Annotated in this window: 11 protein-coding genes; 5 read left to right on the forward strand and 6 right to left on the reverse strand. The window is 57.1% G+C overall.

The features are described from left to right. Positions 1 to 256: 256 nt before the first annotated feature. From CRO01_RS16290 to CRO01_RS01575, 3 genes are all read right to left on the reverse strand, one after another. Positions 257 to 1126 (reverse strand): hypothetical protein, encoded by an 870-nt coding sequence (locus CRO01_RS16290; protein WP_143824886.1) that lies wholly within the window; start codon positions 1124 to 1126, stop codon positions 257 to 259. Between the two features lie 117 nt (positions 1127 to 1243). Next, positions 1244 to 1594 carry a DUF7344 domain-containing protein gene (locus CRO01_RS16295; protein WP_143824887.1) on the reverse strand — a complete coding sequence of 117 codons (351 nt, stop codon included), beginning with the start codon at positions 1592 to 1594 and terminating at the stop codon, positions 1244 to 1246. 370 nt (positions 1595 to 1964) lie between these two features. Beyond that, on the reverse strand, positions 1965 to 6092 hold the full coding sequence (locus CRO01_RS01575; RefSeq protein ID WP_097007369.1) for a hypothetical protein: 4128 nt from the start codon (positions 6090 to 6092) through the stop codon (positions 1965 to 1967). 1243 nt (positions 6093 to 7335) lie between these two features. On the opposite strand from CRO01_RS01575, the gene CRO01_RS01585 reads away from it, so the two are divergent. Genes CRO01_RS01585 through CRO01_RS01595 form a run of 3 tightly spaced genes read left to right on the forward strand, consistent with a single transcriptional unit; the run spans position 7336 to position 9369 of the window. Further along, the gene (locus tag CRO01_RS01585; protein WP_179747365.1) at positions 7336 to 8493 is read left to right on the forward strand and encodes a tyrosine-type recombinase/integrase; all 1158 of its coding nucleotides are present in this window, start codon (positions 7336 to 7338) and stop codon (positions 8491 to 8493) included. A 47-nt stretch (positions 8494 to 8540) separates the two neighbouring features. Continuing rightward, positions 8541 to 8870, forward strand: coding sequence for a hypothetical protein (locus CRO01_RS01590; protein WP_143824888.1), 330 nt, complete (start codon positions 8541 to 8543; stop codon positions 8868 to 8870). Between the two features lie 28 nt (positions 8871 to 8898). After that, positions 8899 to 9369: a hypothetical protein gene (locus tag CRO01_RS01595; protein WP_097007373.1), complete on the forward strand. Its 471-nt coding sequence runs from the start codon at positions 8899 to 8901 to the stop codon at positions 9367 to 9369. 530 nt (positions 9370 to 9899) lie between these two features. Here CRO01_RS01595 and CRO01_RS01600 read toward each other — a convergent pair. Then, complete coding sequence (locus tag CRO01_RS01600) at positions 9900 to 10202, reverse strand: hypothetical protein (RefSeq protein WP_179747366.1); 303 nt, start codon at positions 10200 to 10202, stop codon at positions 9900 to 9902. Positions 10203 to 10587: 385 nt separating this feature from the next. Between CRO01_RS01600 and CRO01_RS01605 the strand changes: the two genes are divergently transcribed. Further along, a complete protein-coding gene (locus CRO01_RS01605; RefSeq protein ID WP_097007374.1) occupies positions 10588 to 11640 on the forward strand; it encodes an NAD(P)/FAD-dependent oxidoreductase in 1053 nt (350 codons plus the stop codon). Between the two features lie 85 nt (positions 11641 to 11725). Here the strand turns inward: CRO01_RS01605 and CRO01_RS01610 are convergent, their stop codons facing one another. Both CRO01_RS01610 and CRO01_RS01615 read right to left on the reverse strand, forming a co-directional pair. Further along, the gene (locus CRO01_RS01610; protein ID WP_218839108.1) at positions 11726 to 13237 is read right to left on the reverse strand and encodes a multicopper oxidase family protein; all 1512 of its coding nucleotides are present in this window, start codon (positions 13235 to 13237) and stop codon (positions 11726 to 11728) included. Further along, entirely contained in the window at positions 13234 to 13620 is a 387-nt protein-coding gene (locus CRO01_RS01615; RefSeq protein WP_097007375.1) for a DUF302 domain-containing protein, read from the reverse strand. The genes CRO01_RS01610 and CRO01_RS01615 overlap by 4 nt, the downstream gene beginning before the upstream one ends. A 223-nt stretch (positions 13621 to 13843) precedes the next feature. On the opposite strand from CRO01_RS01615, the gene CRO01_RS01620 reads away from it, so the two are divergent. Next, the gene (locus tag CRO01_RS01620) at positions 13844 to 14770 is read left to right on the forward strand and encodes a complex I NDUFA9 subunit family protein (protein ID WP_097007376.1); all 927 of its coding nucleotides are present in this window, start codon (positions 13844 to 13846) and stop codon (positions 14768 to 14770) included. The last annotated feature ends 425 nt before the right edge of the window (positions 14771 to 15195 follow it).

Genomic DNA, 15195 nt, shown 5'->3' on the forward strand with positions numbered 1-15195 from the left:
CATCTGACCGAATCAGCCGCAAGGATGAGCGTGCGTACTGAGCACGTTATTCGCGCGGTCGACGGGAGCGCAACTCACTGAACGCGAGCAAAGCGAGCGTTCAGCCTTTTTCGCCCACGTTTTTGCCGCGAGCGGTTCGCGCGGAGCGCGAACCCGAGCGGGAAAAAGGTGGTCTGTATCGACCGGTTCGAGCAACGTCGATTCCAACCATCTGTGACCGATTTGCGCCCTGTATTCAGCACGTCATTCCTATACGTTACCCTAAATCATCAGCGATCGCCTCTAGTATCGTTTGCTCTTCTTCGATCGATTTTTTGACGAGCCTGAGACACGGCTCGCAGAACATCAGCTTCCCCTCCCAATTTTTATATTTCAGCGTCGGACCCTGGACAGGAACGTCGCCGCAAATGAGACACTGTACTGACTCTCCACCATCAGTTCGACATGACATCGAATGGGTATCACTAGAAGATCGCTGAGCCATAGGCGTATCCAAGTACCGCCACTCTGGTCGATGTTTGAGTCGCATCGCTACCTCTCTTACTGGGTCGATCTGCTCGCACACGGTATCTAGTTCGTTTCGCATCTGCTGGTGTGCTTTCGGAGCGCTTCCAGAGATCGAGATAGGCGATGAGTGATTCTCTTCTCCTTTCTTGATTGCCGTAATGAAAGTGAGATATGCAGTTAGCTCTGCTGCCACCACTGCCGCGTTAGTTGCTGAGGAGGGTTCACCGAGAAAGAACGGATATTCCTCTCCATCAAGGTAGTAGCTCGACACAACACTCACTTTGCCGTTCTTCCGAAATTCGACCTCCAGATTGATGGTCGGTTGTTTGGCTTCTGGTGACCGGCCGATAGCTCTCGCTAGCCTCACTGACCCGTCCCCATCAACGGAATACAGTTGGTGATGGTCGAATTGAGAGCGTACTACTGACTCAATCTCTTGCCAAGTCTGAGCTGAACCTCCAGTTCCATCACGAAGTTGGGCAAAGTCAAGCGATTGATCTTGGAATGACGGAGCACTCGTCGGGAGGTCTTTGATAGCCGTTTTGAGTGACTTAATCGCTGATTCGAACTCTGATACAGTAGGTAATCGTTCGGGAGATTCTTCCAGTGATTTGATCACAGATCAGTCTACAAACTCATGGTATTAGTCTATATGCTGGCTAAAATTGAGGTCTCTATAACACACGTAGATGTGCTCTACAGGTAGTTTTCTCTGTTAGATCCCGTGTCTCTTTAGTCACGGACTTAACGGGCGTGACTCGATCTCAGATCCAGGCAGGAGAACTGCAAAAGCGTAGTAGCGACGAAGGTGCTCCCCAGGGGCAACAGTGGTGGAGTCGTAGTTGATGACGTTCGCCGAGTCAAGCTTCGGGAGATGGTATTGAGTGCTCGTTGTATAAACTGACTGCCGGGATTTCTTGTCGACGGGTCCTTGAGTCTGGGATTCGAGTCTTGCTACTTCCGTAGCGAGTTCTCCCACGTCGATCGGATCGCCACCACTGTTCTCAAGCAACACCATGGCGATCAGGGCACGTCGTCGACTGCTCAGAAGGTCACCCCACTTGATGGTGCCGTCGCTATCTGGCATAGGTGACCTCCCAGTCTGGTTCGTCTGCAATGATAGTCCGATGCCTCTCGACTCGAGCGAGACATTTTAGTCTCGCAGCGTCTGATTCGATCATGCGGTTTGCCTCCAAGCGGACCGCACGACAACCCGCGCCCCAAACGCGGGTTTTCGATATGAGAGTGTTGCTGTCGTGCGGTCTGTGTAATCCTGTGTCCTTGTATAAAATAAGCAATTGTATCTTGCGCTACTGGGGCTGAACTCAATACTTCCACCTATCTTGACCCGATGATACGTCCTCTTCAGAAACTGACTGATTGTGCTCAATCCAACTGACCTTCGTACCGCCAACTCTGAAACTGCTCACTTACAGGTTGGTGGTCCAGAGCGTCAGTCAATCAGCAGACGAGCGTGCAGGCATTTTTTCTTGTGAGACGGCGGCAGAGAGGTTTTGAGCAAGTGCGTCCCAGTCGGCAGGCGACGTTGGTGGAATATAGGAGGGCGTCTCGTCCACTTTGAAGCTGGCGTTATTGGTCATAACTAGTAACGCTCGCTTCAAAGTGGATTTCTCGAGTCGAAGCTGGTAGCCTTCTCGAGGAATATAGTCTCCTTCCGCCAGTAGTCCGAGGTTCTCGAAGTCGTCCACCCAATTGGAGATCGTTCTTGTCGAGACATCGATCCCGCAGTCCTCAGCGAAGTCTTCCAAGTCTCCTCTGGTAAAGCACAACGTTCCGCTCTGCTCCTTGAAGGGGAAGCTCTGGGGGTCCGGCGATTGGTCGCAGGCGGCATTGGACAAGTGGTGGAGGAGATCAATTGCGCGGGGGGTGACTGGGAGACGCTGTCGCATTGGCGCGGCGAGATCGTCAAGTTCGACCAGTCGGTCGACGGGCAGAGAGGTTGGGACGTTCGTGATCAGGTAGGCGTGTTTCGTTTCATCGGCGAGAATGGGGCGAATCCTGTGGACCGCCTGTACGAGCTCTTTTTCACGTGTTTCACGGAATAGAGCGCCGATGAGGCCCGAATAGTGCTTCGTCGGGACTGCACGTCCACACCCATCTTCATCTTCGTAATTGAGCTTTCGGTACACAGGCGGGTTCGCAGCAAGCTCCCCCTCATTCCGTCTGGTACTGCATTCCTTCCCGCCTGCTCGAAGATCGTCGCGATGTTGGGCAAGCAATTCGGCTTCAGTCTTGAGGTCTGAAATGTGCGGGTGCGGGGCGCCAATGCAGAAGACTGCATCACATCCAGTACGGTTTAGCCCACGTGCGGCGTGGTAGTGGAGGTGTTCACTGTTCGGTGGGAGGTCGAACTTGCTCTCGAGATCCTGCCGCATAACGAACAGCGGCTGGTCAAACTGTCGTCCAGCCTCGTCGATAGTCGCCTGGATTCTTTCACGAAGTGAGTCTGACTTCTGCACGGTCCCCCCGTGATACTGACCATCGGTTATCTGCGTCAGTACCATGTCGACCTCAAGGGTTTCGTCGCCAGTGATGAGTGGCTCAGGATCGCCGAAGAGTGCGCCGATACGCTCGGGTGTCGCCGTGGCATCAAGAATAAGTGGCGAGGATGGGAGATCAGATAGGAGTGGAAGGGACCGGAAATAGAGTCTCTTGCTACCGAGTTCGACATCTGCTCGCGCCTGTTCAGTTTGCTTTTGAATGAAACTGCTCTCGTCTTCTCTCCAGTTACACTTTTCACAGACGCGAGTTCCGCGCTCATCAACTGCGAGTTGCGTCGTGCAGCGCGGGCAGTGTGACAATTTGAAGGGGAAAGCGATCGCTTTGGAAAGTGGTTCGCGAGGAAGTCCGGCCTCAATTGCAGCAGCGATAAGCGCATCGAATGCTAGCGGAACACCGTTCCAATTACCGTCCTCGATACGCGCCAGAATCGTCTCGTTGAATTTGATTTTCGCCTTCGCAAAGGCTTCGCCGTACTGCCAGGGTTGGTCCTTCGAGGGGCGTTTGAACTCGCGATGATGGCCAGCTACATCGTTGCGAGTCTCGTAGGATGCCCACCAGCTTTGAGGAGGTTGAACGTCAACTAACGATCCTCCGTTACTCAGAGCTTCCGCGATCCTGCCGGCGAACTGGCCAACCGCTTCCAGCGTACGAGTTGCAGCTGATTTCTTGTTCGCGTTTGTTTCGCCGATTTCAGTGAGCGTCGTTTCAAGCTGAAGCAGCTGGTTCGCAGAAAGTGTTCGTTCTGAAATCAGTGATCGCGGCTTCTCATCGACAAGGACGTCACGACTCTCATTCGCAACTGTCTTTAGTTGGAGATACTCATGGACGCCGACGATAGCATCCTCGTATTCGAGATCATCGAACTGTCGAAGATATGCGCATTCATCTCCTTCATGCGGGTCCAGTAGCAGGTGTGCTTTGACCGGGCCAACTTCGTCAACGACGCGTTCGAACCGTTCTCGAAGCGGATTATCAGGCGGACAGTTGTAAATCGGGCACATCGACGGGCACCGGCTAGTCTCCCCGTGGGTCGGGCATTGCTCGTCCTGATGGTCCGCGTCCATGCATTCGTTGTACTGTTTCTGTTCGGCCCCTTTCAGGTGGTACACGTCGTCGGGGGTAGCGTCATCTTTGATGAACTCACGAGCCTTCTCATGCATACCGAACAGGATACTGTACGGGCGTTCGCGCTGGGCCGCCGCGATTGCAGCGTTCGTGGTTTTTCCGGTCCCGGGCGGGTCAGCGAAAATCGTGACTGAGTCGGTGTCGATAAACTCGCCGTAGCGTTCTCCTTGGAGGGCTTCCCAGCGTGCTTCGACATCGAACGACGTTGACTCGTCTACTGGTGGCGCACAAGATTGAATCTGATATTGGGTAGTCAGCAAATCAGGCTGCTCAAGTTCCCATCCATGATCGATGTCGCGTTCTTTGAGGGCCTCTAGAACCGATATTCGTTTGTCATTGTCGGGAAAGTCGACATAGGTTCCTGATGAGGTTTCCTTTTCGACGAAGTCGTCAGTTTCGCAGATTCCAAGGGCGACTGCCGCTTTGCGTAGGACCCACAGCGGGGTTCGATCGTATTTATCTCCGTTCGGCCGTTCTGTTCCGGCCTCAGGTACCCATATTGGGATTGAATATCCACGATCCCGGAGGGCATCTACTGCCTGAGGGAATTCAGCCCCAGTTAATTCGTCGTCATCACTAATTCCGTCTGCTAGAGCAACAAGAACGACCGCGTTTCCATTCAGGCTTTGCCCAGTATCGTGGAACTTATCACGATCGGCGAAGGTCGACTGCCCAGAATTGTGTTCCTCGTGCCATGGCGGACCGAATCGGGGCGGCGTCTTTTCGCCGTGCCAGACGTCAGCAACCTGCTCTGCCAGTTCACGAACATCAATGTTTTCTATAGCTGCTTCAACGAGGCTTCGATCAGTAGTTAACTGCAAGCCATCTAGTGATTCAGATAGCTCCTGCCGATGTTCCTCCGCTTCGTGCCAGCGCTTTTGACGGTACTTTTCTTGTTCGCGTTTATCCTCGACCCACGTTTGGAGCGCCTCTTTCCAGGAATCTGCGTTTTCGATATAATTTGGCCAAAGAGATGCGACGACGGACCCAACTCGGCTCGTATGTTCTACACTGGTGACCGCATTTGCCCACGTTCGCACCTTATTCAGTAGCTCGGCGTCAACATCCTCAATCGGCGTGACCGAGTACGAGACTGCTTCCGGATCAATGGGAGCAACCACGGCATCATGGTCCCCGTGGAGGGAAAGCGGCGCCTTGTACTGGCGGTTTTTGTTGTTTGCCCAGTCGGGATCAATAACGCGCTTGGCACCAGGGACGCGGTTGTTGACACGTCGTTCAGCATCTCTGAGCCAGTCGTTTGATCGGTCAATAAATTCTTGGAAGACCCATCCACGAGCTTCCGGGTCATCGTCGAAGAGGTCAGCAATCGGGAGTGTAACACTGGGTGCGCCAAGAATGTAGGCGCCGCCGACGGAATCAAGCATGAATATCGCGTCGTATCCTCCGTACAGAGCCGCAAATTCGTCAGCATAGGCTTGGAGAGCTTCCTCAGCTGTGGCGCGTGTAGATTTAGAGAGGTTACCACGCTTGGGCTTTAGGTCGTCAGCGAGGTCTATGTCTCCCCAAGCTCCGACGGCACGAAGATCAGCTGCATCGGGCGTAGGTGATTTTCCCGGTTTGTATTGGTAGTTCGTGCCATCAAGAGTCGCTGCTGTCCAATTATTCATTGAATTTGGCGATTTGTAGGACGTCAGGACGTACAGAGACCGGTCAACCTGACCGACTACGTGATCGAAGTCTTGATGAATCGTCTGCATCCGACGCTTCTTCTCAAAGCCGTTCTCAATCTCGTCTACGTTGTCGTTCTCACGGGTCCGGTACCACCCCTTCTTGTCGTAGACGAGCCCTGTCGGATTATTGAGTACCGTACTTAACGGTTTGAGTGCAGGTTTGATTCGTTCGTAATGCGTCTGGATGTCCGTGTGGGTGAGCGAATCGGACGCGTCTATGGTGGGAGGGCGGTTTTCGTTCGACATGTAGTTGCGAAGCCCGACGCCCGAAGACGCCACTCGGCATTTCTAGCGTTGCCACTGGTGGATGCCAGGGCTTAAGATAGCCGAGTGAGAACCAAGGGTGTAGGCTCCGGGGTCCCCCCGGTTCTCAGGCAGTTAGGCTCTTAGCGTGTCGTTTATTCTGACGGAGTCACCGGGGTGTATCCAATTCCCTCTTAAAACGCTATGGATATTGATTCAGAGCCCACATGACTGCTCTCGGTTACTAAGATGGTGATCCAGCTATCTATGGGTCCTTAAGCGTCCATTCTTGGGAGTCGGTCAGTTGTATAGTATCGACAGCCGAAAAGTGAGGTCGGATTAGTTCCTGCCACCACGTAGTTGGTGTCTCATATCCAGCTTGGTGACTGGGCCAGACGTCGTAAATGAACTCTCGCTTCGATACTGGTCGCCCCTTGTCAGAGAGGTATTCATATGCTGCTCGTACTGCGCGTTGTCGGTCCTGAACTCGAGGCTCATATCGTTCTTCAGGTTGTATAGCGAGATATTGGTCCATGTTTGTCCAGTCGTGCACTGCAACACGCGTGCCATGTGGTTTCTCCGGGTCTAATTGCGAAGCTATTGAGGAATCCCGATGAATCGATGGGTAGTGCCAAGTAATGCTTTTGAGCCACCAAACACAACCAGATTGTCCAACGTCCTTCTCCACCAGTATGTCTCGCTGGCTTAACGAGGACAAACGGTCTAATATTGCCCGCTGACTTATCGGAAGATCACTTGCAACTTCTGCTGTCGTGAGAACAGGGCTGTCTGCCTCCAAGAAGCATTCGAGAATCTGGTCGTCGTCAACTTGTTGTGGCCGCCCTCCAGACATTTTTGAGAACGTCTTCGAAGAGACGTTCTAAATCGTTCGATATAGTTCGTCTGGACGAACTATCTAATATTGCTCAAAACTCGCGCCATTGTGGCTATGGACGATGTTTTACGAGATCAAATTCCCTTTGAGATGTTGGAAGAAATGCTCAGCGTTTAATACGGTCATTGCTCTCACCGACTCTTGGATCGTTCCCGACGACGACAACTGATCGTCGTCGTGAAGTACAGCCGGGCGATGCCACGCCCGGCAACGAAGCGCGCACTCCACCAATGCAAGCCACGTACGCGCCTAGAGCAGAGTATCGCTCGCAAATCAATAAATCCCCGGTCTACAGCGAAGCAGCTCCCGCGACGAATGGACGGTCGAACTCGGAACGGGGGTGGTTATAACGTGAACGTCGAACCAGACCACGGAGCTGCTGACAACGCGGAAAATCTAGACACGATTCGCTCTGAACTAGACACGATCCGCCAGAAACTCGATGAAGGAAGTACGCTCCAGCCGATCGGGCCCGAAGAGGCAGTAGAAGTCTACTTGGAAGACCGTCGTGAGGAGCTCGTCGAATCGACGGTTCAGGACTACCAGCGGAGCTTGGAGTTCTTCATCGAGTTCTGCGGTCTCGAGGGGATCGACAACCTCAACACGCTCACCGGCCGGACGTTGCGCGAATATCGAGCCTGGCGGCGGACTGAGTCGTCACATAAGACGCTCAGTCCGAAGACGATGCGGGACGAACTATACCTAATGAGGAACTTCCTCAAGCTCCTCGAGGACATCGAAGGAGTAGAAGCGGGCCTGGCCGATAAAGTCCAGACCCCAGAGCTCAGCTACGAAGACGAAGTCCGGGAAGAACACCTGTCGGCAGACCGCGCGAAGGAAATCATCCAGTATCTGGAAGACTACGAGTATGCAACGACCGAACACGTCGTCTGGCTTCTACTCGGAGCCATAGGCTGTCGTCGAGGCGGCGTTCACTCGCTTGACCTCAAAGACATCCACACCGATCGCAACGAACTCTTCATCGAGTTCTGCCATCGGCCTGATCAAGGGACGACGCTGAAGAACAAGAAAGCTGGAGAGCGAGAAGTGAACATCTCCGAAAACGCGGCAGAAGTCATCGACGACTACATCGAAAACAACCGTACTGAAACAACCGATGACTACGGTCGCGAACCCCTGATCACGACCACACACGGGCGAATGGCAAAGTCGACAATCAGCAAGTACGTTTATAAGTGGACTCGTCCATGCGAAATCGGCAAGGACTGTCCACACGGCCGCGATCAAGCTGACTGCGAAGATGCACAGACCATCGACAACGCCTCCAACTGTCCGTCTTCGCTATCAACTCACACCGTCAGGAAGGGCTACCTGACAGCTGAGAGGTCGAACAACATCCCGATCGAAATGCTGGCTGACCGCTGCGACGTCAGCCCAGAAGTTCTCAAGAAGCACTACGACCAGCGTGACAAGACCGATCGACGAGAGCTGCGTCAGGAAATTTACGAGGAAGTCTACGGCAACAGCCAGGGAGGGTATCTGAGCTAACTATGGACCGCGGACACCCCTCAGAAAAAGACGCTTCCGGACCGGATATGGCCGACATCATCCGTCTAGAAGCCAAGCTCCTTGGAGAACCAGTCGGTGAGTCGGAGCAAACGCTGTTTGATACCGCTCTCCGAGCGCGTCTAGTGATGCTCCAAGACGACTGGGACGAGTCACTAATTGTCCCTGGACAGGTCTACGCCGAAGCTGTGGATCACAATCCACAAGCGGACGCTCACACGGCCATAGAGTTCGCTGACGTCGTTACCCGTTATCTCGAGAAACGGGGACTCGAAACACTCGACGACCTGCTCAACTGGGAGCCAAAGCTCCTGAACCAGTACAGGTACGAGAAACAAGCTCAGCAGGAGTCCAACTAAATCGTCGACCTCGATCCTTTGCCAAGATATGACTACTGACGACACTCTTAGTGAGAACTCGGCCAACGAACTCGACATCGAACAGCTATCAGCTGAGCAGCTCGAAACGGTTCGCGACAAGATCGAGACCGAGCTCGAAAAGCGAGCGCAGGACGCTGATCTCACCGATAGCCGCACTACAGACCTCGTCAACGATCAGTGGGTCAATTGGCGAGAACTGAGTGCTCATCCTAATTTGAAGGCCGTCAAGCCGTGGATCCTTCGCGTCACTGGTCTGCACACTAAGTACGGCGTCGACGGTGAATGGCTCGACAAACAGCAGATCGACGGCGACTACCACATGGACGTTTCTGGCCTTGAAAACGGAGATGTCATCAAAGTCAGTGGCGCTAGCCATGCCAACCGTAAGCATCGCTACTACCGTGTGACAGCTGTTGGGAACGGGCGACTCTACCACGAGAAAATCAGCGAGAGTGAGGCTATCGAGGCAGTAGACTGACCTAGTCACTCGGCAGATAAAATAACTCAACTCTCTCAAAAATACGTAAGCTGCAAATCCCGTGGTCCAAGTGACCAGGCAATCTCTATCAGTAGACTAAGAATCGATGTGTGGCGCTTCTGGGATGCTGTGATTCAATTGTCTGTTGTAGACAAGTGAACTCAGTTTCCAGTCAGGTGCCATACCCAAGTCACCCAAGACACCCCATCGGTTCCGTCGTAAGCATCAGGTGATATGAGTCGTCTCACCTCGCAGGGCTGGTAGGTGTCACTGACGAGCCAGTCGACGAGTTCGAGGACGCGCTCAAGGAGCACACGCTCGCCAACATCCGGCCGCTGTTCTCGTTTTGGGACGCGAACGTGGCCTTGCCGGAGTAGTTGGTGGGTATTTTCACTCGACACGCGGGGTGGTGCTCATTCAAAACAAGGGGTGTGCCGAGACACACACCACCGTCGAAGTGTTCTAAGTGTGCTCCAGCCAGCGCGGTATTTCGTCCGTCGAGTCGCCTCGTCGACCGACCAGACAAACGGTCACGTCTCTTCGAAGATGTACTCAACCACGTCGTCGGTGACGTCCTCGTCGATAAAGTCCGGGTGATAGATGTAGAACTCGGCGAAGTCGTGGAAGAGATTCCCTTCCTTGAAGTAGTCCTTGTTGGGACCGTCAACAAGCCTGCCGAAAAAGTGGTCACGGTGAGAGTTGACGTACGTGCTGAGGCTCGACTGGGTGATGGTCGATACCTGGGAGGTGGTAGCGTCGACCAGTTCCTTCGCGAACCCACTACCGGAACGATTGTGGACTCGGTCCAACGGATGAATACACGCAGCGTCCATCTGGGTCTTCTCGCTGGCGACAGAGCGGTCACCGTCCTCGCGCCGCTAGAGGTGATACTACTGAATCTTGCGACCGGTGAAGTCAGAGTATCAATGTCTTCCATCACACACCAGCACACAAAGTGCTTGGGGCGGCACCTATGCGACTGAATTCAGGACCATATTCGAAACTCACCCAAACCACTCTCGCCGTCACGGTCACTGTCAGGTGATGCGGCCGCAAGGGAAATGAGGGCACCTAGATCGAACAAACGTCTTGTCGAACTGACCTCTCCGTTCCGTAACGGCGACCGGTCTGTCCAACTCTTACAGGCCTTGGCGTAGCTATTACTCAAAAACCGATGCGTCGAACCTCGAACGCACCGGCGCGACTGGCCGACTACCCATGAAACGGACGGTCGTCCTCGGCGGTGGAGAGGCGGGTCTGATCGCCGCGGCGTACCTCGAACGTATGAGCGGGACGGACACTGTCGTGGTTTCCGAGCGAGAGCGCCACGTGTTTTCATTCCTGCTCTATCAGGTGATGAAGGGAATGCCGTTCGACGAGGCGACACTCGACCTACGGGACGCGTTCGCAGACAGGGACGTCACCGTCGTCCGGGATCACGTCCATGGGCTGGACGCAACTGAGAAGCGAGTCGACTTACGGAGCGGATCGATAGAGTACGACATTCTCCTGATCGCGCTCGGCGGTGTGACCAGACTCGACGCTGTCGACCGCAGTCGCGTGTCGGACGTTCGGACAGACGCCAGGGAGATTCAGCGTGCAGTACACTCCGGGAACGTTCACGATGTCGTCATCGTCGGTGGTGGCCCGGTCGGCATCGAGACGGCGGCGACGCTCGGGCCCCTCAACGTCGGTCTCGATGTCTCGCTGCTCACGTCGGGCGATCGCCTGCTCGCCGACTTTCCGGAGCGTGCGGGACGCATGGTCGAGCGAGAGTTGGGGCGACGCGGCGTCGACGTCCGGACGGAGACGCGCGCGACCAAAGCGACGGAGAACGGCATCGTCCTAGACGGAGAGCGCGTTGAGCACAGTGACCTGACGATCTGGGCGGGCGGAGTCAAACCGAACCCGGTGATCGAGCACTTCGACCTCCTGCGGACCAAGCGGGGCTTACTCGTCGACGCGTCGTTGCGCTGTCGAGGCGCCAACGACGTATACGCTGTCGGAGACGTGGTCGACTACCCCGGAAAGGTCAAAGACGGGTACTCGGCAGGACTGGAAGCCAGACGAGCCGCGAAGAATGCGCTCCGAGAGTTGCGGGGACGGCGACCGAAAGAGTACGATGAGCGGTGGCATCCGAGAATCGTCTACCTTGGTCGGACCACTGCCCTGTTCGCGGCGGCCGGGATCGTCCATTGCGGGGCAGGGCCGGCGATTCTGCGAGCTATCGCCGCCAGAGGCTACCCATTCTTCTGGAGCTACGTGTACTGACTGTGTCTGACGCGCTCGGGCGACCGCGGCGAGATAATTGTGCGTCGGGCGGTTGCCGAATGGCGAAGATCACCGGATGCGGAGATCACTGGACGTACCGGAGGACCCGCGCCATCCCGGATTCAAGGTGATAGAGGTTGTGGCAGTGGAACAGCCAGTCGCCGGGGTTGTCCGCGAGGAAGTCGATGGTCACCTCGCCCATGTGGGGCGGGACGATCACGGTATCCTTGACCGCGTCGCCGACCCGGAAGAAGTGCCCATGGAGATGCATCGGGTGGAGCACCGGGCTGCGGTTCTCCATCCGAATCCGGACGTGTTCGCCCTCGCGAACGCGCAGCGGGTCGGCGTCGGGGTAGGCCTGCCCGTCGATTAGCCACTCGACGGATCCGCGGGCACGCGACAGCGTCAGGTCGAACTGGCGATCCGGCTGACCGTTGATGCCCTCCAGCGGCGAGATGGCCTGAAGGTCCCCATACTGGAGTCGGCGCCCCTCGGCGGACGGTGTGGTCGGAGACTGGTCACTCTCCTCGTACCGGACGACGGCGCGCGCCGGCGGTTCGTCACCGTCGAGCGCGTCAGCCCGGAGCTCCCACGCGCCGGGGTTGTCGGCCTCGACAACGACGTCGTAGCGTTCTCCCGATCCGAAGACGAACGAATCTGCCGCGACTGGGTCGACCGGCCGGCCGTCGGCGTGCGTGACGGTAAGTTCGTGTCCGGCGAGTCGGACGCGGAACGCCGTCGCGCTCCCGGCGTTGACGAACCGGAACCGGACGCGCTCGCCGCGCCAGACGTCGAACGTCGGCGCGGACTCGGGGAGCCGACCGTTGACCAACAGCCCGGCGTACGGCGGGCGCCTGTCGCCCATCTGGCCTCCCATTCCTCCCGGTCCTCCGCCTCCGCCGCCCATCCCGCCGGGACCGCCACCACCTCCACCGGGACCGCCGCCACCGTCACCAGGACCACCGCCGCCTCCCATTCCACCGGGACCGCTGTCGGAGTCGAGTTCCGAAAGAGGCTGGGGCTCCCCTTCGAGGTAGTCGTCGAGTACGACGACGTACTCCCGGTCGTACTCGACGTGTGGATCGGACTCTTCGATGATTAGCGGGCCGTAGAGTCCGCGATCGAGCTGGAGCCCGACGTGACTGTGGAAAAAGTACGTCCCCGCGGGTTCGGCCCTGAATTTGTAGGTGAACGTCTCACCGGGCGAGATCGGCGGCTGGGTGACGTTCGGGACGCCGTCCATCGTGTTGGGCACCGGGACGCCGTGCCAGTGGATCGTGGTTCCCTCCGAGACGTCGTTGGCGATTTCGGTCTCGATCACGTCGCCCTCGCTCACCCGGAGTTCGGGCCCGGGGAACTCGCCGTCGTACACCCAGTTCTCGGCCGAGGCGTCGGCGCCCGGCTCCACCGTCCCCGGCGCCGCGGTGAGCGTCGTCGACGCGTCTGCAGGAGCATCGACGGGCTCCTGGGGAGACACCGGCTGGTAGTCGTCACCCGAGTTCTGCCCGCCCTGATCGAGACAGCCCGCGGCAGCGCTCGCGCCGGCCGCGCCGAGCGACAGCAGGAATCGACGGCGGGAGGAAGACGGCAGGGTCACAGATCACCCAGCGCACGGTCGAATCGGGCGGCCGCGTCCTCTGCGACCGCGTCGAGGTCGGGGTCGTCGGCGACGCCCAGGAGCCGTTCCGGGTCGATCGCGCTCACGACGACGTCGCCGTCGTCGCTCTCGTAGACGATGACGTTGCACGGCAACAGCGCGCCGAGTTCGAGATTGACGTCGAGCCCCTGGCGGGCGAGCTCCGGGTTGCAGGCACCGAGGATGCGGTACTGCCGGAACTCTTCGTCAAGTTTCTTCGCGAACGTCGCCCGGATGTCGATGTCGCTGAGGATGCCGAATCCCGCGTCCTCGAGAGCGTCGACCGTCTTCTCGACGACCGCGTCGAACTCGCCGTCGACACGCTTCTGTGTAGTATATTCCACACAGAACAATACGGCACGAGAGGTTGTTACCCGTTTTGTATCGCAACCTGATGAATATGCATTCTGGTGGGTTTCTGAAGTCCATATTTCTATCACTGCGTCGCCGCAGGCGTCGGTAGATTATATGTGATTGTGGTATTCGTGCAATATCTACTGTGCGGCCCAGGCAACTGATCGATTGGCGTACCGGCGTTTTACGCCCGTGGTCGGTGTAGCTGTTACCATGGATGTACTCGTAACGGGCGGCGATGGCTTCGTCGGCCGGCACCTCTGTTCCGAACTCCTCGACCGCGGCCATGACGTCACCTCGCTCTCGCGAACGCCCGACCCGTCGGTCCTGCCGAGCGAAGTGGACCTGCAGCAGGGTGACGTGACCGACTACGACTCCATCGAGGACGCGTTTGAAGGGAAAGACGTCGTCGTCAACCTCGCGGCGCTGCCGCCGCTGCACCAGCCGCCGAAGGAGACCAGCCACGACAGCGTCTGCATCGGCGGGTCGATCAACGCCGTCGAGGCCGCCGAACAACACGGCGTTTCGAAGTTCGTCGAGATGAGCTCTCTGGGGGCGGATCCGAACGGCGACACCGCCTACTGGCGGACCCAGGGACTTGGGGAGAAAGTCGTCCGCTACTCGGAGCTCGACTGGATCGTCTTCCGGCCGTCGTTCATCTTCGGCGATGGCAGCGAGACGTTCACTTTCGTCAGGCGCCACACCACGCCGTACGTGACGGTGCTCCCCGACGGCGGGGACCACCCGAGATTCCAGCCGATCTGGGTCGGGGACTGCGTGGAGATATTCGCGGACGGCATCGAGGACGACGCGTACGACGGCGAGGTGTACGAACTGGGTGGTCCCGAGGTGCTCTCGTTCGGCGAGGTCGCCCGCATGCTCTACGAGGCCGACGGAAAGTCGGTGGAAATCGTCCCGGTACCGATGGTGCTCGCGACGGTCGCGCTGTACGCCGTCGACCCGATCCCGTCGATCCCCCTCGGCGTTGATCAGGCGCGGGCGCTAAAGATGTCCAACGTCACCGATCACAACGACGTCGGAGCGTTCGGGTACGATGAGTCGGACCTAACGACGCTCTCTGCGTATCTAAGGGGCGAGCAGCGACACCGCCCGCAGCGGCGCCCAGTTCCGAGCGACTGAGCCGACCAGTGCGTCTGGGCGGCGCAGTAGACCATAGGGGACTCTATCTCCATCACAGTCGAGCGCGTAAGTGTGATCAAGAGGAACTATACGTGACCACAATCATTGTCGCTGCCATGAGTACGGACATGACTACAACACGGCGTCCGACGAGGTGGTGCGCCAACAGTCGAAAATCGATGACGAGGCCGAAGGATGCCGATGTGGGAGGCTACCATGGAGTCTACGATTGTGAACACTAGAGTGATCCACTCGCTGCCGGTGGCGCGGGGACAGAGAAGCTAAGCCACTCCTGGAACGTCTCGCTGTACAGGATACCGGGATCGAGAGCAGCGTAGAGACAAAAAAGCGCTGGCGAACCATCTGCTCGGGGACTTCGGTGCTGTGGCCCGCATCGCACTCGTACCGCTCGTCGACTTCGCGTT

The organism is Natronoarchaeum philippinense, assembly GCF_900215575.1.
Taxonomy (GTDB): domain Archaea; phylum Halobacteriota; class Halobacteria; order Halobacteriales; family Natronoarchaeaceae; genus Natronoarchaeum; species Natronoarchaeum philippinense.